Source organism: Caulobacter vibrioides (assembly GCF_002858865.1).
Taxonomy (GTDB): Bacteria; Pseudomonadota; Alphaproteobacteria; order Caulobacterales; family Caulobacteraceae; genus Caulobacter; species Caulobacter vibrioides.
Window position 1 is genome coordinate 180260 of sequence record NZ_PJRR01000013.1, and the last position, 22754, is coordinate 203013.

At 67.6% G+C, this 22754-nt stretch carries 28 protein-coding genes; 15 read left to right on the top strand and 13 right to left on the bottom strand.

Going from position 1 to position 22754, the window contains the following annotated elements; translation table 11 throughout:
* Positions 1 to 47: 47 nt before the first annotated feature.
* Complete coding sequence (mdh, locus tag CVUC_RS09080; RefSeq protein WP_010921482.1) at positions 48 to 1010, bottom strand: malate dehydrogenase; 963 nt, start codon at positions 1008 to 1010, stop codon at positions 48 to 50.
* Positions 1011 to 1157: 147 nt separating this feature from the next.
* Between mdh and CVUC_RS09085 the strand changes: the two genes are divergently transcribed.
* Complete coding sequence (locus tag CVUC_RS09085; protein ID WP_096034631.1) at positions 1158 to 2204, top strand: MaoC family dehydratase; 1047 nt, start codon at positions 1158 to 1160, stop codon at positions 2202 to 2204.
* Entirely contained in the window at positions 2197 to 2622 is a 426-nt protein-coding gene (locus CVUC_RS09090; protein ID WP_096034632.1) for an HIT family protein, read from the top strand. The genes CVUC_RS09085 and CVUC_RS09090 overlap by 8 nt, the downstream gene beginning before the upstream one ends.
* Before the next feature lie 9 nt (positions 2623 to 2631).
* Here the strand turns inward: CVUC_RS09090 and CVUC_RS09095 are convergent, their stop codons facing one another.
* Positions 2632 to 3795 (bottom strand): hypothetical protein, encoded by a 1164-nt coding sequence (locus tag CVUC_RS09095; RefSeq protein WP_233279821.1) that lies wholly within the window; start codon positions 3793 to 3795, stop codon positions 2632 to 2634.
* Complete coding sequence (locus CVUC_RS09100) at positions 3677 to 4564, bottom strand: HpcH/HpaI aldolase/citrate lyase family protein (RefSeq protein WP_010921486.1); 888 nt, start codon at positions 4562 to 4564, stop codon at positions 3677 to 3679. Before CVUC_RS09100 ends, CVUC_RS09095 begins: the two co-directional genes overlap by 119 nt.
* 134 nt (positions 4565 to 4698) lie before the next feature.
* Here CVUC_RS09100 and CVUC_RS09105 point away from each other — a divergent pair, with 134 nt between their 5' ends.
* Positions 4699 to 5082: a DUF2237 family protein gene (locus tag CVUC_RS09105; RefSeq protein ID WP_096034634.1), complete on the top strand. Its 384-nt coding sequence runs from the start codon at positions 4699 to 4701 to the stop codon at positions 5080 to 5082.
* Here CVUC_RS09105 and thpR read toward each other — a convergent pair whose 3' ends face one another.
* Both thpR and CVUC_RS09115 read right to left on the bottom strand, forming a co-directional pair.
* Positions 5083 to 5622, bottom strand: a complete 540-nt coding sequence (gene thpR, locus CVUC_RS09110) for an RNA 2',3'-cyclic phosphodiesterase (protein ID WP_096034635.1) — start codon at positions 5620 to 5622, stop codon at positions 5083 to 5085.
* 13 nt (positions 5623 to 5635) lie between these two features.
* Positions 5636 to 6688 carry an aldo/keto reductase gene (locus CVUC_RS09115; RefSeq protein ID WP_096034636.1) on the bottom strand — a complete coding sequence of 351 codons (1053 nt, stop codon included), beginning with the start codon at positions 6686 to 6688 and terminating at the stop codon, positions 5636 to 5638.
* Between the two features lie 202 nt (positions 6689 to 6890).
* Here CVUC_RS09115 and CVUC_RS09120 point away from each other — a divergent pair, with 202 nt between their 5' ends.
* The gene (locus tag CVUC_RS09120) at positions 6891 to 7643 is read left to right on the top strand and encodes a Bax inhibitor-1/YccA family protein (RefSeq protein ID WP_015923334.1); all 753 of its coding nucleotides are present in this window, start codon (positions 6891 to 6893) and stop codon (positions 7641 to 7643) included.
* Between the two features lie 84 nt (positions 7644 to 7727).
* Here CVUC_RS09120 and CVUC_RS09125 read toward each other — a convergent pair whose 3' ends face one another.
* From CVUC_RS09125 to acnA, 3 genes are all read right to left on the bottom strand, one after another.
* Positions 7728 to 8060 (bottom strand): DUF2794 domain-containing protein, encoded by a 333-nt coding sequence (locus tag CVUC_RS09125; RefSeq protein WP_096034637.1) that lies wholly within the window; start codon positions 8058 to 8060, stop codon positions 7728 to 7730.
* Between the two features lie 528 nt (positions 8061 to 8588).
* Positions 8589 to 9323: a DUF1223 domain-containing protein gene (locus CVUC_RS09135; protein ID WP_024265989.1), complete on the bottom strand. Its 735-nt coding sequence runs from the start codon at positions 9321 to 9323 to the stop codon at positions 8589 to 8591.
* Between the two features lie 169 nt (positions 9324 to 9492).
* On the bottom strand, positions 9493 to 12180 hold the full coding sequence (acnA, locus tag CVUC_RS09140; protein ID WP_096034638.1) for an aconitate hydratase AcnA: 2688 nt from the start codon (positions 12178 to 12180) through the stop codon (positions 9493 to 9495).
* Between the two features lie 183 nt (positions 12181 to 12363).
* Between acnA and ccmA the strand changes: the two genes are divergently transcribed.
* Both ccmA and ccmB read left to right on the top strand, forming a co-directional pair.
* Entirely contained in the window at positions 12364 to 12978 is a 615-nt protein-coding gene (gene ccmA / locus CVUC_RS09145; RefSeq protein WP_096034639.1) for a heme ABC exporter ATP-binding protein CcmA, read from the top strand.
* The gene (gene ccmB, locus CVUC_RS09150) at positions 12975 to 13640 is read left to right on the top strand and encodes a heme exporter protein CcmB (RefSeq protein ID WP_010921496.1); all 666 of its coding nucleotides are present in this window, start codon (positions 12975 to 12977) and stop codon (positions 13638 to 13640) included. The genes ccmA and ccmB overlap by 4 nt, the downstream gene beginning before the upstream one ends.
* A 57-nt stretch (positions 13641 to 13697) precedes the next feature.
* Here ccmB and CVUC_RS09155 read toward each other — a convergent pair whose 3' ends face one another.
* A complete protein-coding gene (locus CVUC_RS09155) occupies positions 13698 to 14591 on the bottom strand; it encodes a DMT family transporter (RefSeq protein WP_164468249.1) in 894 nt (297 codons plus the stop codon).
* Between the two features lie 221 nt (positions 14592 to 14812).
* On the opposite strand from CVUC_RS09155, the gene CVUC_RS09160 reads away from it, so the two are divergent.
* The 4 genes from CVUC_RS09160 (at position 14813) to CVUC_RS09175 (ending at position 16992) form a co-directional block, all read left to right on the top strand.
* Positions 14813 to 15475, top strand: a complete 663-nt coding sequence (locus CVUC_RS09160) for a Spy/CpxP family protein refolding chaperone (RefSeq protein ID WP_101685811.1) — start codon at positions 14813 to 14815, stop codon at positions 15473 to 15475.
* Positions 15476 to 15575: 100 nt separating this feature from the next.
* Positions 15576 to 16319: a heme ABC transporter permease gene (locus tag CVUC_RS09165; protein WP_096034641.1), complete on the top strand. Its 744-nt coding sequence runs from the start codon at positions 15576 to 15578 to the stop codon at positions 16317 to 16319.
* Positions 16316 to 16483, top strand: coding sequence for a heme exporter protein CcmD (gene ccmD, locus CVUC_RS09170; protein WP_010921500.1), 168 nt, complete (start codon positions 16316 to 16318; stop codon positions 16481 to 16483). Before CVUC_RS09165 ends, ccmD begins: the two co-directional genes overlap by 4 nt.
* Positions 16480 to 16992 (top strand): DsbE family thiol:disulfide interchange protein, encoded by a 513-nt coding sequence (locus CVUC_RS09175; RefSeq protein ID WP_096034642.1) that lies wholly within the window; start codon positions 16480 to 16482, stop codon positions 16990 to 16992. The genes ccmD and CVUC_RS09175 overlap by 4 nt, the downstream gene beginning before the upstream one ends.
* A gap of 3 nt (positions 16993 to 16995) precedes the next feature.
* Here CVUC_RS09175 and CVUC_RS09180 read toward each other — a convergent pair whose 3' ends face one another.
* Positions 16996 to 17379 (bottom strand): hypothetical protein, encoded by a 384-nt coding sequence (locus tag CVUC_RS09180; protein WP_096034643.1) that lies wholly within the window; start codon positions 17377 to 17379, stop codon positions 16996 to 16998.
* Between the two features lie 117 nt (positions 17380 to 17496).
* Between CVUC_RS09180 and CVUC_RS09185 the strand changes: the two genes are divergently transcribed.
* A complete protein-coding gene (locus CVUC_RS09185; protein ID WP_010921503.1) occupies positions 17497 to 17772 on the top strand; it encodes a hypothetical protein in 276 nt (91 codons plus the stop codon).
* Positions 17773 to 17777: 5 nt separating this feature from the next.
* Here CVUC_RS09185 and CVUC_RS09190 read toward each other — a convergent pair whose 3' ends face one another.
* From CVUC_RS09190 to ftsY, 3 genes are all read right to left on the bottom strand, one after another.
* A complete protein-coding gene (locus tag CVUC_RS09190; protein ID WP_010921504.1) occupies positions 17778 to 18338 on the bottom strand; it encodes a MarR family winged helix-turn-helix transcriptional regulator in 561 nt (186 codons plus the stop codon).
* A 100-nt stretch (positions 18339 to 18438) separates the two neighbouring features.
* Positions 18439 to 19059, bottom strand: a complete 621-nt coding sequence (locus CVUC_RS09195) for an inner membrane-spanning protein YciB (protein WP_015923335.1) — start codon at positions 19057 to 19059, stop codon at positions 18439 to 18441.
* A gap of 3 nt (positions 19060 to 19062) precedes the next feature.
* Entirely contained in the window at positions 19063 to 20004 is a 942-nt protein-coding gene (gene ftsY / locus CVUC_RS09200) for a signal recognition particle-docking protein FtsY (RefSeq protein ID WP_010921506.1), read from the bottom strand.
* Between the two features lie 91 nt (positions 20005 to 20095).
* On the opposite strand from ftsY, the gene CVUC_RS09205 reads away from it, so the two are divergent.
* The 4 genes from CVUC_RS09205 to CVUC_RS09215 all read left to right on the top strand — a co-directional run bounded on the left by CVUC_RS09205 (position 20096) and on the right by CVUC_RS09215 (position 22730).
* Positions 20096 to 20746: a trimeric intracellular cation channel family protein gene (locus CVUC_RS09205; protein WP_024265992.1), complete on the top strand. Its 651-nt coding sequence runs from the start codon at positions 20096 to 20098 to the stop codon at positions 20744 to 20746.
* Between the two features lie 226 nt (positions 20747 to 20972).
* Entirely contained in the window at positions 20973 to 21431 is a 459-nt protein-coding gene (locus tag CVUC_RS09210; protein ID WP_024265993.1) for a tellurite resistance TerB family protein, read from the top strand.
* Positions 21428 to 21610: a hypothetical protein gene (locus tag CVUC_RS19710; protein WP_096054105.1), complete on the top strand. Its 183-nt coding sequence runs from the start codon at positions 21428 to 21430 to the stop codon at positions 21608 to 21610. The genes CVUC_RS09210 and CVUC_RS19710 overlap by 4 nt, the downstream gene beginning before the upstream one ends.
* Positions 21611 to 21719: 109 nt before the next feature.
* Positions 21720 to 22730 (top strand): TerC family protein, encoded by a 1011-nt coding sequence (locus tag CVUC_RS09215; protein ID WP_015923336.1) that lies wholly within the window; start codon positions 21720 to 21722, stop codon positions 22728 to 22730.
* The last annotated feature ends 24 nt before the right edge of the window (positions 22731 to 22754 follow it).

The following is a 22754-nucleotide window of genomic DNA, read 5'->3' on the forward strand; positions in this document are numbered from 1 at the left end:
CGGCCCCGTGAGGAGCCGCCCTTCGTCGTTCTTCGCTCGAAAGTCGCTTAGACCAGCGAGCTGTCGATGGCCTTGCAGGCTTCCATCAGGCCCTTCACCGACTCGACCGACTTGGCGAACATCGCCTTCTCGTCGTCGTTGGTTTCGAACTCGACGATCTTCTCGGCGCCGCCGGCGCCGATGACCACCGGCACGCCGACATAGAGGTCGTTCAGGCCGTACTGGCCGGTCAGGTAGGTGGCGCACGGCAGGACGCGCTTCTTGTCCTTCAGGTAGCTGGTCGCCATGGCGATGGCGCTCTCGGCCGGGGCGTAGAAGGCCGAGCCGGTCTTCAGGAGGGCGACGATCTCGCCGCCGCCCTTGCGGGTGCGCTCGACGATGGCGTCCAGCTTGTCCTGCGACAGCCAGCCTTGCTTGACCAGTTCCGGCAGCGGCAAGCCGCCGACGGTCGAGTGACGGACCATCGGGACCATGTCATCGCCGTGACCGCCCAGGGTCCAGGCGTGGATGTCTTCCACCGAGACGCCGGTGGCTTCAGCCAGGAAGTAGGCGAAGCGGGCCGAGTCGAGGACGCCGGCCATGCCGATGACCTTTTCCTTCGGCAGGCCCGAGAACTGCTGCAGGGCCCAGACCATCGCGTCCAGCGGGTTGGTGATGCAGATGACGAAGGCGTTGGGGGCGTGAGCCTTGATGCCTTCGCCGACGGCCTTCATGACCTTCAGGTTGATGCCCAGCAGGTCGTCGCGGCTCATGCCCGGCTTGCGCGGCACGCCGGCGGTGACGATGCAGACATCGGCGCCGGCGATGTCGGCGTAGTCGTTGGCGCCCTTCAGGGCCACGTCCTTGCCGAACACGGCCGAGGCTTCGGCGATGTCGAGGGCCTTCCCCTGCGGGGTGCCTTCGGCGATGTCGAACAGGATCACGTCGCCCAGCTCTTCGCGAGCGGCGATGTGGGCCAGGGTGCCGCCGATCATGCCGGCGCCGATAAGGGCGATCTTCGCGCGAGCCATGGGGTCTCCATCAAGGCTGTGGACAGTGGAATCTCGGGGCGCGGTCTAGACCCGTAGCGGCCCAGCCTCAAGCCCCCTTTCCCGTTTCGCTGCACTGCGGCAAAGATGCGTGAACAACGATAAGCGGCGCCAGGGGCGAGGGGCACGATGAGCAAGACCGATCCCGGAAACTATTTCGAGGATTTCCGACTGGGGCAAAGGCTGGTTCACGCCACCCCGCGCACGGTCACGGCGGGGGACGTCGCGCTCTACACCGCCCTCTACGGTCCCCGGTTTTCGCTGTTTTCGTCGGACGCCTTCGCGCAGGGGTGCGGCCTTATGTCCGCCCCGGTCGACCCGCTGATCGCCTTCCATGTGGTGTTCGGCAAGACGGTGCCCGACATCAGCCTGAACGCCGTGGCCAATCTCGGTTACGCCGAGGGCCGATTCCTGGCGCCGGTGTTCCCGGGCGACACCCTGAGCGCCGTCTCGGACGTGATCGGGCTGAAGGAGAACTCCAACCGCAAGACCGGGGTCGTCTATGTCCGCACCACCGGCGTAAACCAGCGTGGCGAGCCGGTGCTGAGCTATGTGCGCTGGGTGATGGTCCGCAAGCGCGACGCCGAAGCCGAGGTCGCCGAACAGGCGGTTCCGTCCCTGGCCGGCGCGGTCGCTCCGGCTGACCTCGTGCTGCCGCCAGGCCTCGATTTTTCCGGCTATGACTGGGCGCTGGCCGGTGCGCCGCACGCCTTCGAGGACTATGCGATCGGCGAGAAGATCGACCATGTCGACGGCATGGCGGTCGAAGAAGCCGAGCACCAGATGGCCACGCGTCTGTGGCAGAACACCGCCAAGGTCCACTTCAACCAGTTCGAGCGCGCCAAGGATCCGTCCGGCAGGCGTCTGGTCTATGGCGGGGTGGTGATCTCCACGGCCAAGGCGCTGTCGTTCAACGGCCTGCAGAACGCCGGCCTGATCCTGGCGATCAATGGCGGGCGGCACGTCGCCCCGTTCTTCGCCGGCGGCACGGTGTTCGCCTGGAGCCAGGTGCTGGACAAGGCCGACCTCGGCGCCGTCGGCGCTCTGCGTCTGCGCCTCGTGGCCACCAAGGACCGCCCCTGCGACGACTTCCCGGACAAGGACGCCGAGGGCGCCTACAACCCGGCCGTAATCCTGGATTTCGACTACTGGGCGGCGGTTCCCAAGCGTGGCTGAGTTCCAGCTCGACCCGGCGTTCGTCGCGACCTCGCACGCGGTGATCGACCTGCCGCTGTGCGAGGTCCGGCTGCAGGACGACGCCCGCTATCCTTGGCTGGTGCTGATTCCGCGCCAGCCGGGCCTGCGAGAGCTCGAGGACCTGACCCCCGCAGAGCGCGCCCAGCTGATGGAAGAGACCATCCGCGCCGGATCAGCCGTCCGCGCGGTTGGAGCCCTGCTAGGCCTCCGGATCGATAAGCTGAACATCGGCGCTCTGGGCAATGTCACCGCCCAGCTGCATGTCCATGTGGTGGGGCGGCGGGGCGATGATCCCGCCTGGCCCGGGCCTGTCTGGGGCCATAGCCCCGCGTTGGCCTATGACGAGGCGATCCGCGAGGCGACGATCGCGACGGCCCGCAAGGCCCTGTCTCTCTAGCGCGACTCTCTAGCGCGCTTTTTTGGCCGCCGTCGCCTTGCCCTTGCCCTTGCGCGCGGCGGTGGCCTTGGACTTGCCCTTCTTGGCGGCCGAGGCCTTGGACTTCTTGGCGGCGGCGGCGCACTTGGCCTTGGCGGCCTTCAGCGCCTTGCCCTTCTTGCCCTTGGTCGAGCAGACGGCCTTGGCGGCGGGCGCCGGGCGGCTGGCGGCGACGCGCGGCGGCCAGACATAGGGCCCCCGTCCGGGCGATTCGTATCCCGGCGGCGCCTGCGGCAGGATCCGTTCGGCCTGGACCCCGACGCTTGCGCCGTTCTCGTAGAGCTCGCCGGACCAGGCCTCGTATCCGGCGGGACGCAGGGTCAGCACGGCGGACGCACCGCCACGCGGGCTGAAGCGGGCGATGATCTGATCGCCCTCTTGTCGCAGGTCATCGATCAGGCCTGTCGAGCCTACGGACCCCGGCCGCCGCACGTCGCGCCAGGCGCCTTCCAGTTCGCTCGCGCCGCCGGCCTTGTCGACGATCTGCAAAGCGTAAAGCTCTGCGCCATCGGCGTCGGTGACCTTCCAGCTCCCGTCGAGCGGACCTTGCAGGTTCTGCGCCGCCGCGACCGAGCCCTTGACCCTGAGCTCATAGATCTGAGCGGTCGTCAGGTAGGCTCCGGGGGTTGTCGGGGCCTCAGGCTCGGGCGGCGGGATTGGCAGGATGCGGCCGCGCCGGCGCGGCGCCGGGGCAGCGGCGGTCTCGGCCGCCTCCTCGTCCAGGGTCTGAGCGCTCTGAGCGATCAGGTCGGCAAGGGGGTCCAGGGCTTCGGGCGCCTGGGTGGGATCGACGCCCGGCGGCGCGGCCTGAGGCGCCGTGCTCACCGGCGCTTCGGGCCCTGGCGGGGTCGGCGCGGCCGGTCGGGCGCTCTGCGTCCCAAAGGTCGGCACATAGTCCGAGAGCGGGGGCATCGCCGGAGTCTGCTGCTGCGCCAGCACGGGGCTGGCGACCAGGACGACGGAAAGAACGATAGCCCGCATAGAAACCTTCAACCGCCGCCTAACCTTGGGCCGCCTAACCTTGGGCCGATCGTCCCGAAATGGCCTGCGCCACCGCGACAAGACGCTCTGCCTGCGCCAGATGCAAGCGTTCGGCCATCTTTCCGTCGACCCGCAGCGCGCCCTTGCCCGCATTTTCGGGCGCATTGAAGGCCGCGATCACCGCATGGCTCCAGGCCACGTCCTCGGGCGAGGGCGAGAACACGCGATTGCAGATCTCCAGGTGCTTGGGATGGATCAGCGTCTTGCCGTCGAAACCGAAATCGACGCCCTGCACGCAGACAGCCTCCAGGGCCGCCAGGTCCTCGATATCGTTGTGCACGCCGTCCAGGATCATCAGCCCGTGGGCCCGGGCGGCCGCGACCGACAGGGTCAGCAGGGGCAGGAACGGCGCGCGATCCGGGGTCTGGCGGGCCCGCATCTCCTTGGCGAAATCATTGACGCCCATCACCCAGGCCGAGAGACGCGTGCTGTGCGCGGCCTCGGCGATCTCCCACAGATGGAAGGCCGCTTTCGCCGTCTCGATCATGGTCCACAGGCGCGTGCTGGTCGGGGCGGCGCTGAGGTGCTGGTCGTACAGCCGCACGTCAGCCGCATCATTGACCTTGGGCACCAGCACCGCGTCAGGCCCGGCCTCGGCGGCGGCGGCGAGATCATCGGCGCCCCAGGGCGTATCGAGCCCGTTGACCCGGATCACCACCTCGCGCGGGCCAAAACCGCCAGCCTTGACCGCCGCCACGGCCGCCTCCCGCGCCGCCGGCTTCATTTCGGGCGCCACGGCGTCTTCCAGGTCCAGAATAATGACGTCGGCGTCGAGCGTGCGCGCCTTTTCGACCGCCTTGGCGTTGGAAGCGGGCATATAGAGAGCGCTGCGGCGCGGGCGATTGGCTTGGGCGGTGGTCATTGAAACTCCCCTGCAGTCTTTTGTGCTTTGTCGCGACCTTAGCAGTGCTGCGACGCAGCAAAAGCCTTTCCAACGAAATCATCGCCACGGGGAGCCGGCTTGTCGCTGGTCCGTCGGGAGCGCAGGATCGGGCCATGACCACCACCCGCTATGACAAGAACGCCAAGAACGTGCTGGGCCAGGAACTGGTCCCCTGTTCGCTCGACCCCGTGACCGGCTTCTATCGCAACGGCTGTTGCGAGACCGGCCCGCACGATCTGGGCCTGCACACGGTTTGCGCCGTGATGACCCGCGATTTCCTGGCCTTCTCCAAGGCCCAGGGCAATGACCTCTCCACGCCGCGCCCTGACCTTGCCTTTCCCGGCCTGAAGCCGGGAGACCGCTGGTGCCTTTGCGCCGGACGGTGGAAGGAGGCGCTGGACGCCGGCATGGCGCCGCAGGTCGTGCTGGAGGCGACGCACGAGGAGATGCTGGCGGTGGTGCCGCTAGGCGTGCTGAAGGACCACGCCGCAGCCTGATCAGACGTCGAGCAGGTACTCGCGCTCCAGCCGATAGGCCGAGCCCTCACGGGTTTGCCAGCTGGAATAGAGGCCGAAGCGATCGACCCTGAACGAGGGCGAGCGCAGCAGGTTGCTGGCCTGCAGCCAGGCCCCGACCTCGGGAACCGAAGGCCGCTTCAGATAGGCCAGGGTCACGTGCGGCGTATAGAGGCGGCTCTCCGGCTTCAGACCCGCCGTCCGCGCCGCGCGCTCATGGCTCTTCTGCAGCTGGCGAAGGGGCGCGCTCTCGTCCACCCCCGCCCAGACCGCGTGGATGTCCGCGCCCTCACCGAAATGACCCGCACTGGCCAACTCGAGGTCGAAGGCGGGCGCGGTGATCTCGGCCAACGCTTCATCGAGATCGGCGGCGAGGTCTTCGGCGACATCGCCGACGAAGCGCAGGGTGATGTGAAACGCCTCCAGAGGCCGCCACCGCGCGCCCTCGATCCCGCCCTGCCGCGGCAGCAGGCCTTGGCCGATCTGCGGCGGGATGGCGATGGCGGTGAAGAGACGGATCATGTCGCGGGCGCGCCTACGGGCAGGGATTGGGGTGACGCAGGTGGATGGCGTCGACGGCCTTTTCCAGCTCGTCGGTCCAGGCGATATCGAAGGCGTCGATATTGATCTTGAGCTGATCCATCGAGGTGGCGCCGATAATGGTGGCGGTGACGAACGGGCGTGCGTCGCAGAACTTCAGCGCCAGTTGAGCGGGGTCGAGGCCATGGGCGCGGGCCAGGTCGACATAGCTGCGGAACGCCTCGATCGCGCCGGGGCCCTCATAGCGTTGCATCCGATCGTAGAGCGCCTTGCGCGAGCCCGGCGGCAGGGCGCCGTCCAGGTACTTGCCCGTCAGCTGGCCCTGGGCCAGGGGCGAGTAGGCCAGGAGGCCCACCTGCTCGCGCATGGCGATTTCGGCCAGGCCATACTCGAAGGTGCGGTTGGCCAGGTGGTAGGCGTTCTGGATCGAGGCGATGCGCGGCAGGCCGCGCGTATCGCTCTCCGACAGGAAGCGCATCACGCCCCAGGGAAACTCGTTCGAGACCCCGACATGGCGGATGTTGCCCTTCTGCACATGGGCGTCCAGCGCCAGCAGGATGTCGCCGAAGCGCTCGAATTCGAGGCTGTAGTCCTTGTAGGTCTGGCCACCGAACACCCGCACCCGACGATCGGGCCAGTGCAGCTGATAAAGATCCAGATAGTCGGTCCCGAGGCGACGCAGCGAGCCCTCGACCGCCTCGTCGATCTGGGCCTTGGTCTGGCGGGTGACCGCGCCGTCCTTGCGCAGCCAGGGCAGGCCGCCGAACGCCGCGCCCTGGCCGGCCACCTTTGAGGCCAGCACGATCTCGCTGCGCTTGCCGGTCTTGCGCAGCCAGGAACCGATATAGGTCTCGGTCAGGCCTTGGGTCTCGGGGTTTGGGGGGCTGGCGTAGAGCTCGGCGGTATCCCAGAAATTGACCCCACGGCTGAGCGCATAGTCCATCTGTTCATGGGCCTCGGCCTCGGTGTTCTGCGAGCCCCAGGTCATGGTGCCCAGACAACAACGCGACACCATCACGTCCGATCGGCCCAGCTTGGCGTATTCCATGAGCGATGCCCCTTTTGCGCAGAGCCTGCGTTGTAGGAGGGGCTGCGCGCGTCTCGCAAGATGGACCGTAGGGAAAGGGAGGCCGCCGCCGCTTTCGCGAACGCATACCATGAACGCACGCGAAGGGGGATTGCGCGACGACGCAGGACACACGATATTTGGGGAGCGTCCATGGTGGACGCCTAGCTCAAGGGCTTTTTCGATGAACGACTTCAACCGCGGCTATGCGCGCTCGATCCCGGCGGATCGCGCCGACATGTCGGTTGACGCCGGCCTGCGCAAATTCATGCTCGGCGTCTACAACAAGGTGGCGCTGGGTCTGGTGGTTTCGGGCGCGCTCGCCTACGCCACCTCGTCTGTCCCGGCCGTCCGCGACCTGCTGTTCGTGGTGCAGGGCGGCCGCCTCGCCGGCGTGACCCCGCTCTATATGGTGGTGGCTTTCGCGCCGCTGGTGCTGATGCTGATCGCCGGCTTCGCGATGCGGAATCCGAAGCCTGAAACCGCTGGCGCGCTGTACTGGACGATCGTCTCGCTGATCGGCGCTTCGCTGGGTTCGGTCATGCTGCGCTACACGGGCGAGTCGGTCGCGGCGACCTTCTTCGTGACCGCCACGGCCTTCGGCGGCCTCAGCCTGTTCGGCTACACCACCAAGAAGGACCTGACCGGTTTCGGCAGCTTCCTGATGATGGGCGTGATCGGCCTGATCGTCGCTTCGATCGTCAGCATCTTCCTGAAGAGCCCGGCCCTGTTGTTCGCGATCAATGTGCTGGGCGTGCTCATCTTCTCGGGCCTGATCGCCTATGACACCCAGCGCCTGAAGATGACCTACTACGAAATGGGCGGCGACCGCGCGTCCATGGCGGTGGCGACCAATTTCGGCGCGCTGAGCCTCTACATCAACTTCATCAACCTGTTCCAGTTCCTGCTGTCGTTCTTCGGCGGCAACCGCGAGTAGGACGAAGACGTTCATCGCCTGGCGATGACGCAAAGCCCCGGCGGATCACCGCCGGGGCTTTTTCTTGGCCGCTCGCTCGGCGGTTCAGTCGATGACCGCGAACTTGCCCTTCTCAAAGACCCGCAAGACCTGGGTCAGCTCATGGCCGCGCTTGAGGATCTGGCCGCCCTGGCCATAGACGGCCCACGCCCCTTGCTTGCGCGCCAGGGCCGGACGCTTTTCCACCCGGTAGAGCGGAGCCTCGGCCGCATGGCGAAAGATGGAGAAGACGGCGCTCTCGGATAGCCCGGCGATGCCGTAGTCGCGCCACTCCCCGGCCGCCACCATGCGACCGTAGAGGCGCATCAACTGGTCGAGCTCGCGCCGCTCGAAGAAGACGACGCCCCCGTGGGGCGCGGATGAGGACTCCAGGGCCATCCTTGGAATCTAGCGATAAACGAGGCGATTGGAACTATCCGTGTCGCGACGGTCACGCTCGCCGGATTTGCTGCGGCATCGTCATGCAACGCCTCGATATGACCTTAATTCGGTCCTTCGCCCGCCTGTTTGCGGGTCGATAAGATCAATGTCGGCTGATCGGAGACCCTGTGGTCCAGGATCCTGAACAGCCCCCCCAGCCCCCCAGATCATGGGCCGGTCAGCCGACAAACCTATATCCCCTCCCCGAGATGAGCCCGCGCGGACCACCCCCACCGCGCGGGCTTTTTCGCGCGTTATCGGCCGCCCCGCCACGAGACGGCCACGCTCCGCCGTGAAACGACCTTGTTTTGGTCGATCCCCCGCCCGGTTGGGCCACGATAAAAGAAGGGTCGAAAGCGACCGGACCGGGTCCTGACCAGCCCCCCCAGCCCTCCCGGTCAAACAAGCGGTCGTCTTCGGCTTGCAAAGGACCCGCGCGGCTCGTCCCCTCCAGCCGCGCGGGTTTTGCTTGCCCGCTTTTCGGGATCAGCGCTTGGCTTCGCCGGCGCTCTGCAAGACGCCCAGGATCCGGCCGCCCTTGGCGCCCTGGACCAGCACCACCGTCACCAGATCAGCGTCATTGGCGGCGGGCAGGCGATAGAGCTTGGGCTTGCCGGCCCAGGGACCCAACCTCACCAGCTCACGGACGACATTGCGGTGAACCAGGGTCTGGCCCTTGTTGTCACCGCGCTTGATGGCGATGTCCTGCTCGCGCGGGTCGTAACGCACCAGCCAGACCTCGCCGCCGCCACGCGGGGCCGGGCCCGAACCGACCGCGACGCGGGCCGCGCCGATGAATTGCATGTCCGGCGGGTTCAGGCGGGCGCGAGCGGCCGTCTTCACCAGGTCCTCGACCGCTTCGGCCTTGGTCCCGGAAGCCTGGACACGGCCGGCCACGACCATCTGCGGGGTGGGCACGTCGCGCAGGGCGAACTTCTTGGCGTAGGCGCGCTGGCGTTCGGCGAAGACCGGCTTGGCGAAGGTGTCCTTCCAGCCCAGATAGTCCCAATAGTCGACCGCATAGGTCAGGGCCAGGACCCCGTCCTGCTTGGCGAGGTCCGCGGCGACCTGATTGGCCTTGCCGCACGACGAGCAGCCTTGAGCCGTAAAGAGCTCGACCACCACGGGCGGCTTTTGAGCCCACGCGACACCCCCCCACGACAGGGTGGCGACGACGCCGGACAAAACCAGGCTGAACAGGGAAAGGGCGGCCTTACGCATTGAGCGCACTTAAGCCAAGAACGCCCCGCTTAGCCGTTCACGAGGCCGTGAATAGCGGCGTCATATGGGGAGAAAGCGATCCGACATCGTTGTCAGTTCGCCCTACACACGAAAACGGCCGGCCCCTGTGAGGGACCGGCCGCCTTTTCGGGTCGCTTGAACGCGCGGCTTAGTCGGCCTTGGCCAGGTTCCGCAGCACGTAGTTCAGCACGCCGCCGTTCTTGAAGTACTCAAGCTCGGTCGGGGTATCGATGCGGCAGCGGACCGGGAAGCGGGCGATGCGGCCGTCGGTCGGGCGGTAGAGCTCGACGATCAGCTGCTTGCGCGGCGCCAGATCCGTCAGACCACGGATCGAGACGATCTCCTCGCCGGTCAGCTCCAGCTTCTGCCAGCCGTCCTGGACGAACTGCAGCGGCAGCACGCCCATGCCGACCAGGTTCGAGCGGTGAATGCGCTCGAAGCTTTCGCAGATCACCGCGCGGACGCCCAGGAGCTTGGTGCCCTTGGCGGCCCAGTCACGCGACGAACCGGTGCCGTATTCCTTGCCGCCGAAGACGACCGCCGGGCGGCCTTCTTCCTGGTACTTCATGGCCGCGTCGTAGATCGACATCACTTCGCCGGTCGGGAAGTGCTTGGTCACGCCGCCTTCGATGTCCGGGGTGATGCGGTTGCGGATCCGGATGTTGGCGAACGTGCCGCGCATCATCACCTGGTGGTTGCCGCGACGCGCGCCATAGCCGTTGAAGTCCACCGGCTCGACGCCGTTGTCGATCAGGAACTTACCCGCCGGGCTGGAGGCCTTGATCGAACCGGCCGGGCTGATGTGGTCGGTGGTGATCGAGTCGCCGAACACGGCCAGGATGCGGGCTTCCACGATGTCGGTCACCGGAGCCGGCGTCATCGACATGTTGGGGAAGTAGGGCGGGTTCTGGACGTAGGTGGAGTCGGCTTCCCAGGCGTAGGTCTGGCCGCCGGTCACCTTGATGCCCTGCCAGTTCTTGTCGCCCTTGAAGACGTCGCCGTAGCGGGTGGCGAACATCTTCTCGTTGATCGCCTTGCGCTGCAGGGCGGCGATGTCCTCGTTCGAAGGCCAGATGTCCTTCAGGTAGACGTCGTTGCCCTTCTTGTCCTGGCCGATCGGCTGGGTGGCCAGGTCGATCTTCAGGCTGCCGGCCAGGGCGTAGGCCACCACCAGCGGCGGCGAGGCCAGGTAGTTGGCGCGCACGTCCGGGTTCACGCGGCCTTCGAAGTTGCGGTTGCCCGACAGCACCGAGCAGGCGACCAGGTCGTTGTCGTTGATCGTCTTGCTGATGGCTTCCGGCAGCGGGCCGGAGTTGCCGATGCAGGTCGTGCAGCCGTAACCCACGAGGTTAAAGCCGAGCGCATCGAGGTGCTTGGTCAGGCCGGCCTTGGCCAGGTAGTCGGTGACCACCTGCGAACCGGGGGCCAGCGAGGTCTTCACCCACGGCTTAGCCTTCAGACCCTTGGCGACCGCGTTCTTGGCCAAGAGGCCGGCGGCGATCAGCACCGAGGGATTGCTGGTGTTGGTGCACGAGGTGATGGCCGCGATAACCACGTCGCCGTGGCCGACGTCGAAGTCCTCGCCTTCCACCGGGGCGCGCAGCTCGGGGTTTTCGGCCTTGCCGAACTCACCGGCCAGCGACTCGGCGAACTTGGCGGCGGCGTCCGACAGCAGCACGCGGTCCTGCGGACGCTTGGGGCCGGCCAGCGACGGCAGGACAGTCGACAGGTCGAGTTCCAGGGTGTCGGTGAAGGTCGGCTCGGCGACGCCGGGCTCCCACCACAGGCCCTGCTCCTTGGCGTAGGCTTCAACCAGCGCGACGCGCTCGGCGGCGCGGCCGGTGCCCTTCAGATAGGCGATGGTGGCGGCCGAGATCGGGAAGAAGCCGCAGGTGGCGCCGTATTCCGGAGCCATGTTGGCGATGGTCGCCTGGTCTTCCAGGGTCAGATTGGCCAGGGCGTCGCCGTAGAATTCGACGAACTTGCCGACCACGCCCTTCTTGCGCAGCATCTGGGTGACGGTGAGCACCAGGTCGGTGGCCGTCGCGCCTTCCGGCATGGCGCCGGTCAGCTTGAAGCCGATAACCTCGGGGATCAGCATCGGGATCGGCTGGCCCAGCATGGCGGCCTCGGCCTCGATGCCGCCCACGCCCCAGCCCAGCACGGCCAGGCCGTTGACCATGGTGGTGTGGCTGTCGGTGCCGACGACGGTGTCGGGATAGGCGACTTCAGCGCCGTCGACCGTGTTGGTCCACACGGTCTGGGCCAGGTACTCAAGGTTCACCTGGTGGCAGATGCCGGTGCCGGGCGGCACAACGCGGAAGTTGTTGAAGGCCGACGAGCCCCAGCGCAGGAAGCGGTAACGCTCGATGTTGCGCTCGTACTCGCGCTTGACGTTGGCGTCATACGCCTTGGCGTCGCCGAAGTTGTCGACCATCACCGAGTGGTCGATCACGAGGTCGACGGGGTTCAGCGGGTTGATCTTGGCCGGGTCGGCGCCCAGGGCGACCATGGCGTCGCGCATGGCGGCCAGGTCGACGACGGCGGGAACGCCGGTGAAGTCCTGCATCAGCACGCGCGCGGGGCGGAAGCTGATCTCGTGCTCGACCGAGCCCTTGTTGTTGAGCCAGGCGGCGACCGCCTTCAGGTCGTCTTCATTGACCGAGACGCCGTCCTCGTTACGCAGAAGGTTCTCGAGGAGCACCTTCATCGAGACCGGCAGCGAGGAAACGTCGGCAAGACCGGCTTCCTCGGCGGCGCGAAGGCTGTAATAGACGTAAGACTGTTTGCCGACCTTGAGCTCGCGGCGGGCTTTGAGGCTGTCCACAGACGCCATTTTCAAGGATCCTTCTCTGTCCACGGCCGCCCGAAAACCACTCCCGGAATCACGCGCAGATCGGAAGGGACACACAGGTTCCGCCTCCGCGCCGCGTACCACCCTGAACGACTGGAGGGGGGCGACCGGCCGCTTCTTAGCGCCGCCGTCGACCAACGTCCATGTCACGTGCGGGGTCTTGGCGTGTTGAGAGCTGTTCTCATTAAGGATCTGGCGATTTCGCGCGGTGAGCGAACGCTGTTTTCCAAGCTGGATCTGACACTTCGCGCCGGCGAGGCCGCGACCCTGGTGGGACGAAATGGCGCGGGCAAGACCAGCCTTTTGCGCGCCGTGGCGGGCCTTTTGCGCCCGGCCGCCGGTTCGATCGCCTTCGAGGACGCGAACGGCCCGGTCGAGGCGGACACCGCCCGCGCCGAACATCTGCACATGCTGGGTCACCAGGATGGTCTGAAGTCCAGCCGCACGGCCTGGGAGGAGCTATGCTTCCAGACCCTGTGGACCGGCGGAACCGAGGACAGCGCCCGCGCCGCCGCCCAGCGATTCGACCTGCGCCGCTTGCTGGATCTGGAGGTGCGCCGCCTCTCCGCCGGCCAACGTCGGCGCCTGGCCCTGGCCCGCCTGGCCGCCAGCCCGCGGTCGCTCTGGCTTCTCGACGAACCGATGGCCCCGCTGGATGCGGGCCAACGCGCGGCGTTCGGCGCGGTGATGGCCGAACATATCGCCGGCGGAGGCATGATCCTCGCCTCGGTCCACGATCCCCTGCCCATCCCGGCCCGCAGCGTGGAGGTCGGCGCATGAGGGCGTTCGGAATCCTGCTGCGGCGCGAGCTGGCCCTGGCCTGGGGCAAGGGCGGCGGCCCGCTGCTGGCCCTGACCTTCTACGCCTGCGTCGTCGTGCTCTTGCCCATGGCGTCCGGCCGCGCGCCCGAGCGTCTGGCCGCCATCGCCCCGGGCATCGCCTGGCTGGCCCTGGCCCTGGCGGCGCTGCTGTCGCTGGAGCGCCTGTTCGAGCGTGACTACGAGGACGGGACGCTCGACCTGCTCGCCATGGGCCCCGCGCCGCTGGAGGCTGTAGCCGTGGCCAAATGCCTGGCCCAGTGGCTGGCGACCGGCGCGCCGCTGGCCCTGGCGGCGCCGGTCGCGGCCCTGATGCTGGGCGCGGACCCCAAGGTCATGCCGCTGCTGGTGCTGTGCGCCCTCGCCGGCGGCCTCGCCTTCGCCTTCCTGGGCGGTCTGGGCGCCGCGTTGGCGCTGGGGAGCAAGCGCGGAGGCCTGCTGGTCGCCGTGATCGTGCTGCCGCTGTTCGCGCCGCCGGTGATCTTCGGGGCCGGCGCCCTGGACGGCTATGCGGCCGGCCTGCCCTGGACCGGCGGCCTGCTGCTCCTGCTGGCCTACAGCGCCGGGGCGGTCGCGCTGACCCCGCTCGCCATGGGCGCAGCCTGCCGCAACGCTCTGGATTGAGCCGATAGACTGTCATCCCGGCTAAGCGCAAAGCGCGCAGAGCCGGGATGACAGCTTTTACGGCGTCGGCGCGACGGTGGCCTGGAGGTCGCCGGGCTTGGCCTGCCGCTCGCCCATCACCACCGCGAAGCTGCCGCTAATGATCAGCAGGCCGCCGGCGAACAAGGCGGCGGTCAGGTGGTCGCCGAACAGCAGGACGCCGCAGGCCGCGCCCATCAGCGGCTCGATATTGATGAACACCCCGGCGCTGGCGGCCCCGACCTGGGCGGCGCCGTACTGCCAGGCGGCGGTCGCCAGCAGGGTGGCCACGACGCCCTGGGCCACGATCGCGGTCCAGGCCGGCGCGCTGAGCGCCAGCTTCGGTGGACCGTGCATGATGAGCGCGATCGGCAGGACGACCACTGCGGCGACGATGATCGACACCGCCGGGATGGCCATCGGATTGGGCGCGGGCGGGGCGCGGCGCAGCACCAGCAGCCAGGTCAGGAACAGGAACAGCGCCGCGATCGACAGGGCCACGCCCAGCGGCGAACTGGCGCCGTCAGGCTTTCCGGCGATCAGGGCTGCGCCCAGGGTCGCTGCGGCCACGCCCGCCCAGGACAGGCGCGAGACCTTCTCGCCCAGCACCCGGGCGCTGACCGCGATCAGCGCCGGCATGGCGCCCACCAGCAGGGCCGCGACCGTGACGCTGACATGGGCCAGACCCTCGAACTGAACCAGGAACGCCACGCCGTAGAGCGCGCCGGCCAGGAGCACGATCGGCGAGCGGAACAGCGCCCGGACCTCGGGTCGACGCAGCGCGAAGGGCGCGGCCGCCACCGCCGCCACCAGGAAGCGCAAGAGCACCATATGGGCCGCATCGGTCTCGCGCAGGATCAGCTTGCCGGTGGGAAACCCAAGCCCCCAGCTGATCCCGGCCAGGGCGAGCGCAACAAAGGCGAGGGTCTTCATGCGGCCTCCAGCCGGCAGGGGTTCGCCGCGCGATCGCATGGCGTGACGACCATGACTAGAGGGGCCAAGCGCCAGAACCTGTCAGCTAAGCCGCCCAGCGACGCCGAACGCCGTTACCGCGATGGGGCAAACCTGTAGAATTGTTCATGAACCCGGACATTTTCGCGCCATAACCGCGTGGCCAAGCTCCAGGCTCGGACTACGACAGGGAGCTCACAACCATGCGTAAAACCTCCACGCGGCTGGCCGTCGCCAGCGCCGCCCTCTCCACCTTGATCGCCGGCGCGGCTTTCGCGCAGGTCCCGACTCCGCCCGCCCCCCCGGCGCCGCCCCCGCCGCCCGAAGCGCCCCTGCCCCCACTGCCGCCGCTGCCGCCCATGCCCATAGAGGGCATGATGGCCATGGCGGGTCCCGGCATGGACATGATGGTGATGCGCCACGGCCGCTCGGCGGACCCGGAAAAGCGCGCTCAACGCCTGCGCGACGTTCTGCAACTGCGTCCGGACCAGGACGGCGCCTTGAAGGCCTTTGTCGAGGCGACGACGCCGAAGATCGAGGTCAAGCGTGAGGCCGTCAAAAAGGAAAAGGGCGACAAGGCCGACGGCGACAAGATGGAATGGACCGAGCGCACGCCGCCGACCACCCTGGAGCGTCTCGACCGCATGACCAAGGCCGCTGACGCCATGAAGAAGCGCGCCGAGGCCACCCGCGCCTTCTACACCGCCCTCACGCCCAGCCAGCAGAAGACCTTCGACGTGCTGGGCATGGGCGAGGACGGCATGGGCGGCGGAGAGCGCGTCTTCGTCCATCGCTTCGACACCAAGGGCCCCGCCATGTTCAAGGGCGGCGACCGTAAGGTGATCCTCCAACGCAAGGTCGGCTGACCCTGCCCGCGCGGCGGAAGCGGCGCCCTTGAGGACGCCGCTTCCCCTCCGTAGCGATACGGCCATTGCCCAGGCGCGCCGGCCGCACTAAGCAGCCTGCATGGACGCCCGCCACACGTTCGACTTCCTGACCAACCCCGAGCGGTTCATGGCCTTCTCGCGATGGGCTGCGCCATGGCTTGGCGGCCTGTCCGCCGTCGCCGCCGTCATCGGGTTGACCCTGACCTTCATGGTCCCCGAGGACTATCAGCAGGGTGATACGGTGCGGATGATGTTCATCCATATCCCGGCCGCGTCGCTGTCGATGTTCATCTATCTTTGCCTCGGGATCGCCAGCCTGTTGTCGCTGGTCTACCGGCATGTGCTGGCGGACCTGGCGGCGCAGGCCTGCGCGCCGATCGGCGCGGTCTACACCGTCCTGGCCCTGATCACCGGATCGCTGTGGGGCCGGCCGATGTGGGGGACCTATTGGGTCTGGGATGCGCGCCTGACCTCGGTGCTCGTCCTGCTGCTGTTCTATCTGGGCTACATGGGCCTGCGCGGCGCGCTCGAGGACGAACAGAAGGCCGCGCGCTCGGCCGCCATCCTGGCCCTGGTCGGCGTGATCAACCTGCCGGTCGTGAAGTTCTCGGTCGACTGGTGGAACACCCTGCACCAGGGCTCGTCGACCTTCTTCGCCGACAAGGGCGACCACCTGCCGGCGGTCTATGCCTGGCCGGCCGCCTTCATGGCCCTGGCCTATCTCGGCGGCTTTGGCGCGTTGTGGCTGGTGCGGATCCGGGCATTGGTCTGGCGTCGCAAGGCGCGGAGCCTGTCCCTGAAGCTGGCGGAGGGCGCGCGATGAGCTTCGACTTCGACGCGGGCAAGTACGCCGTCTATCTGTGGCCGGCTTTCGCGATTTCTGCGGTCGCCTTCGCCTGGCTTATCGGCGACAGCCTGGCCATGGCCCGTCGCTGGCGTCGCGAGGTCGACCGCCTGCAGGCCGAACTGGACGAGAACCGTCCGTGAAGCGCTGGCTGGCCTTTTCGCCGCTGATCGTCCTTGTCGCCCTGGCGGTGCTGTTCGCCGGCTATGCGCTGCAGCGTGATCCCCGCGTGCAGCCCCAGGCCCTGGTCGGCAAGCCCATGCCCGTCCTGATGCTGCCCGATCTGGACACCGGTCGCCCGGCGCCGCTGCGCCAGACCGGCGAGGGTCCGATCCTGGTCAATTTCTTCGCCTCCTGGTGCGCGCCGTGCGAGGTGGAGCACCCGCAACTGATGGCGCTGAAGGCCCAGGGCGTGACGGTGGTCGGGATCGCCTACAAGGACGCCCCGGCCAACACCCAGGCCTTCCTGACCCGTCTCGGCGATCCCTTCGCCGCCAAGCGTGTGGACCGCGATGGCCGCGCAGGCCTGGAGTTCGGCGTCACCGGCGTGCCGGAGACCTATCTGGTCGGCTCTGATGGCGTGATCATCGCCAAGCACACCGGCCCGCTGACGCCCGACGCGGCGGAGGACCTGCTGAAGCAGGCGAAATAACCGCTACTTGACGCAGGTCTTGGGCGAGGCGGCCTCGCGCCGGAGTCCCGGCATCATCGCACGCGCTTCGGCGGCGGGGATCAACCGCAGGGCTTCGCGGCCCACGCCGAGTTGATAGTCGCAGTCGAGCAGCTTGAACGGCGGCTTGTCGTCCGTCGGATGGCGCTCGATCAGCATGCGATCGCGCGAGGCCCAGACCGAGGTCACCTCGGTGATCAGCGCCTTGCGGTCCGGCGTCCGCACCCACGTCTCACCCTTGCCGCCGACCGACACCTGATAGCCGTTCGCCAGCACCTGATGGGTCGGCAGCATCGAACGCACCATCGCGGCGATGAACACCGCGACCGCGCCGAGCACGACCAGAAAGATGATCTTCTGCCGGTTCATGGGGCCTCCCGTCGTCCCGTGTCGCGCCAGGTGCGCTCTCAGGTCGCGGAGCTAGCGCGTTAACCCGGCGTTGACCATACTCGCCGACGATCCGTTAACCATGTTAGTCTGCGAGTCATGAGCACCGTCCGCCCCGCCGGTTGGCCTACCGTCCCGTCGAAAACGACCTCGACCCCCGCTGCGGGTCAGGGCGCCTCAACGCGCGCGGCCTTCTTCCAGGCGGCCTTGGGCGACGCCGCGCCGACCCGTCCGGCCGTGGCGCCCTCGACGGTGCAGATGCAGACCATGGCCCAGCCCCAGCAGCGCCAGGCCCCGCAAAAGCCGTTCGTGCAGCCCGACGCCCAGCCGCAGAGGATCCTGCGGCCCGGGTCGCTTCTGAATATTGTCGTCTAAGCCCGTCAGGCCGCCTTCTTGGCGGCCTTGTCCTTCTTGGGCTTCTTGTCCTTCTTGGGCTTCTCGGCCTTCGGCGCCTTGATCTTCTTGGCTTTCGGCTCAGCTTCGGCCGGGTGAAGGTCAGCACCCGCCATATCGGACAGCAGATCCAGGAAGCCATCGCGCTTGCTGGGCTTCAAAAGCGCCAGGATGCGCGCATCGGCCATGGCGACCATCGGACGAATCGCCTCCAGCGCCTCGCGGCCGGCGTCGGTGAGACGCACGCTATTGGCCCGGGCGTCCTCGCTGCTGCGCTGACGCTCCAGGTGGCCTTTGGTGATCATGCGGGCGACCATGTCGGCCAGGGTGGAGCGGTCGATGCCGGTGGCCCGCACGAGGGCTGTCTGGGTGACGCCCTCGTTCTCAGCCACGGCGGCCAGCACCGCGAACTGGCGCTGGGTCACCCCGGCGTTCCCACATTCCTCGGCGTAGATATCAAGCGCCAGTTGCAGCACGCGGTGCAGCAGGTGACTGGGCGAGCGCTCCAGAAGACCCGCGCCCAGCTTGTCGCCCTTGCCCTTGGCCATTGCCGCAGCCCCCTGCTCGCGCGGCCCTGCTCGGCCGTTGGATGAGAGCTAGCATCTTAACACGTCGATTTGACGACAACGGTCCGTGGACGGCGGATACCTAAAAGCCGGCGTCCGGGGGCTCGACGGCCTTGGCGTCGTCGCCCTTGGCCATATGCTTCATCATGAATGGCAGCTGTGTGGCGACGAACACCAGGGCCACCGGCAGAAGGGCCAGGCGGAACTTCACCCAGGTGTCGGTATCCTGGGTGTTGCGCACCACCTCGTTGATGATGGCGACAAACGCGAAATAGGCCCCGTAGCGCAGGGTCAGGGTGCGCCAGGCCGCGTCCGGCAGATGCAGGGCCTCGCCCATGATGACCTTCAGCGGCTGACGCTTCAACAGCACGCCGCCGACCAGGAAGCTGGCCAGGGCCAGGTTGATCACCGTCACCTTGATCTTCACGAATACGTCGGAACCGAAGATCAGGCCCAGGGTCCCGAAAACCAGCGCCATGCCGCCGAAGAACAGCGGCAGCATGGCCAGGCGCCGCTCGACCGCATAGCCGATCGCCAGGGCGGCGGCCGAAGCGGCGACCAGAACCCAGGTCGCCTTCTGGAAGTCCTTGGTGACAAAATAGGCCACGCCGAAGGCGATCGCCGCACCGTAGTCGACGACGGTCCGCACCCAGCCATTGTTGGGCTTCTTGGCCCCTTGATCGTCCGGCGAAGCTTCGCTCACGGATTAATCCTTCAGGCCGACGAGCGAGCGCGAGAACGCGCGGGCGTCGAACGGTTGCAGATCCTCGACGCCCTCGCCGACGCCGATCAGCTTGATCGGGCTGTCGGAGGCGCGCGCCACGGGCACCAGGACACCACCGCGAGCGGTGCCGTCCAGCTTGGTCATGACAATACCAGAGACCCCGACCTGGCTGCCGAAGATCTTTTCCTGGGCCAGGGCGTTGCGGCCGACGGTGGCGTCCAGGACCAGCAGGGTCTCGTGCGGATAGTCCGGATCGACCTTCTTCACGACGCGGATGACCTTGAGGAGCTCGTCCATCAGGCCCTGCTTGTTCTGCAGGCGGCCGGCGGTGTCGATCAGAACGACGTCATAGTGCTCGGCCTTGGCGCGCTCCACGGCCTCGTAGGCCAGGGCGGCGGCGTCCGAGCCGGTGGGCTTGGACATGAAGTCGGCCCCGGCGCGATCAGCCCAGACCTTCAGTTGCTCTACGGCGGCGGCGCGGAACGTGTCGCCGGCGGCGATCAGAACCCGCGCGCCCTTCTCGGTCAGGTCGGCGGCGATTTTGCCCAGAGTCGTGGTCTTGCCCGACCCGTTCACGCCGATGAACAGCACGACATAGGGACGCGGTCCGTTCAGCGGATCAAAGTCGCCCTGACGGTCGGCAAGCTCGGCGGCGATCAGTTCGGCCAGGGCTTCCTTGACCTCGTCGTCGGTCGACGACTTGCCGAACCGCGCCTTGCCGAAAGCTTCCGTGATGCGCGCGGCGATCTGCGGACCAAGGTCGGCCTCGATCAGCATCTCCTCGAGGGCGTCCAGCTGCTCCTGGTCCAGGGCCTTCTTGGTGAAGACCCCGGTGACCTGCTCGGTCATCGCCTGGGAAGACCGGGTCAGGCCGGACGTCAGGCGCTGGAACCAGCCTTTTTTCTGCTCGGGCTTATCGCTCATCCGCGCCCCTTTAGTCGAACGGGCGAAAGTGTAAATCGGGATTTAACGGTCAATGGTTAGCGCCGCACGCGGACGCGTGCGATGGAGGGGCATGGACTTGCAGCTTGACCCGCTCGGAACCGCGCTTTTCTGGCTCGACTACGCCGCTGCGGCGGTGTTCGGGGCAACCGGCGCCCTCGCGGCCGCCCGGCGCAAGCATGACATCATCACCTTCGGATTTTTCGCCGCCATCACCGGCGTGGGCGGGGGCACGCTGCGCGACCTGCTGATCGGAGCCCCTGTGTTCTGGGTGCAGCGGCCGGGCTACATCCTGGCCTGTCTGGCCGCCGCCACCGTCGTCTGGCTGATGGGCAAGCGCGGCTGGCGGTTCCGGGCGCTGCTCTGGCTCGACGCGCTCGGCATGGCCGCCTACGCCGTGGTGGGGACGGCCAAGGCGCTTGGGCTTGGCGTTCATCCGATCAGCGCTGTGGTGATGGGCGTGCTGACCACCGCTTTCGGCGGCGTCATTCGTGACGTGCTGGCCGAGGAACCGAACCTTCTGTTGCGTCGGGAAATCTACATCACCGCCGCGCTTCTGGGCGCGGGCGTGTTCGCGGTGCTGAAGCTTATGGGCGTCGCCTTCTGGCCCGCGGGCATCGCCGGCTTTATCGCCGCGTTTGGCCTTCGCGCTTGCGCGATCCTGTTCGGCTGGAGCCTTCCCGGGTTCGCCGAGGGCGAGGTTTCGGGCGATGTGCGGCAGTAGGTCGCAAAACGCCAGCCTGTCGCCCAGGGTTTACCCCTTGCGCTGGCCGCAGCTTCACCCAATATCTGTTGTGCGGGCCGGGCCCCTCTGACGACCCTCGTGCTGAAAAGCGCGATCGTGATGTCGGACCGCGTCGGGCGCGCCCGGCGTTGGGTCCAAGGGTCGCCCCCCCCCGAACCCCGCCAGCCCGGTGTCAGGCGCGCCCTCCCAACAGAGGAGAGCAAACATGTCCCTGAACCCTATCCATGCCGCACGTGTGCGGATCGCTGAAACCTGGACCCCCGCCCAGCTCGACCAGCTCGACGCCCTTGTGGCCGTTTGCGCGCTCGTCGCTCGGGCCGACGGCTGGGTGACGCCTGACGAGCGCGAGCGGATGCTGGAGCGTATGCGTAGCCTGGCGGCCTTGGCCGTGTTCGGGATCGACGACGCCCTGGAGGCGTTCGAAGCGCTGGAACGTCGCTTCGAGCAAGATCCGGAGGGCGCTCAGTTCGAGGCTGAGATCGCCATCCGACGCCTGCGCGGACGCGACGATGCGGCGCGGGCGGTGGTCAACGCCGCCTGCGTGGTCGCCGCCTCGGACGGTGGTTTTGACGCAGAGGAGCGGGATGTTCTGCTCCGGATCTGCAGCCTGCTGTCGCTGAGCCCGGTGCAGTTCGACCTTGTCGCCGAGCGAGGCCGACGATGAGAGTCGGAACCTCAATCCCTTCGAACTGGGTCGCGCTGCGGATGGCCCAGCAGACGTTCGTGCAGGCCGCGTCACACGCCAGCCAGCCCACCGCCAAGCCCGTCACCGAGCCTGACCGGGTCGAACGCAGCCCGGCGCCCCGCCCGCTCACCGCGGGACGGCTGGACATTCGGGCATAAAGCTAGACCTAAATAGCGCGCCGCTCACCAAGCGGCGCGCTCACCCTTAAAAGGGCGAGACAAACCCCGGGGGCGATCCCATCGCCGCCGCCTCGTCCACTGCTAACGATTGAACGAGATCATGGATATTCTGACCCTGCCGGTGATCGGCAAACCGCTCTGGATGTGGGCGGGCTTCATGCTGGCGGTAGTGGCCCTGCTCGCCTTCGACCTAGGCGTCCTGCACCGCAAGACCCGTGAAATCGGCGTACGCGAAAGCCTGCTGATGTCGCTGGTCTATATCAGCCTGGGCCTGGGCTTCGGCGGCCTGGTCTGGATGCAGCTGGGCGCGACCGCCGGGGTCGAATACCTGACCGGCTTCGTGATCGAAAAAAGCCTGGCCATCGACAATGTCTTTGTCATCGCCCTGATCTTCGGCTTCTTCGCCATTCCTCCGGCCCTGCAGCACCGGGTGCTGTTCTGGGGCGTGCTGGGCGTGATCGTCCTGCGGGCCATCATGATCGGCGTCGGCGCAGCCCTGGTCAGCCAGTTCGGCTGGGTGCTGTATATCTTCGCCGCCTTCCTGATCCTGACCGGCGTGAAGATGCTGTTTGCGGGCGACAAGCCCATGGACCTGACCAACAACGCCGCCCTGAAGTGGCTGCGTCGCGTCATGCCGATCAGCGACAAGCTGGAAGGCGACCGCTTCTTCGTTCAGGGCATCGACCCGCGCACCGGCAAGGCCGCCCGCCTGGCCACCCCGCTGTTCCTGGCCCTGGTGCTGGTGGAGCTGGCCGACCTGGTGTTCGCCGTCGACTCGGTGCCGGCCATCTTCGCCATCACCACCGACCCCTACATCGTCTACACCTCCAACATCATGGCGATCCTGGGCCTGCGGGCGCTGTACTTCGCCCTGGCGGCGGTGCTGCACCGCTTCGCCTACCTCAAGCAGGCCCTGGCCGTGCTGCTGGTGTTCATCGGCGGCAAGATCTTCATCGCCGACGCCCTGGGCTGGGAGAAATTCCCGGCCACCCTGTCGCTGTCGATCACCTTCGCCATCCTGGCGGCGGGCGTGGGCTGGTCGCTCTGGAAGACCCGCAAGACGACCGCCCTCCCGGGGGCGCCCGGCGCAGGCGGCTAAGCGCTCGCCCGGTTCGCCGGGCGA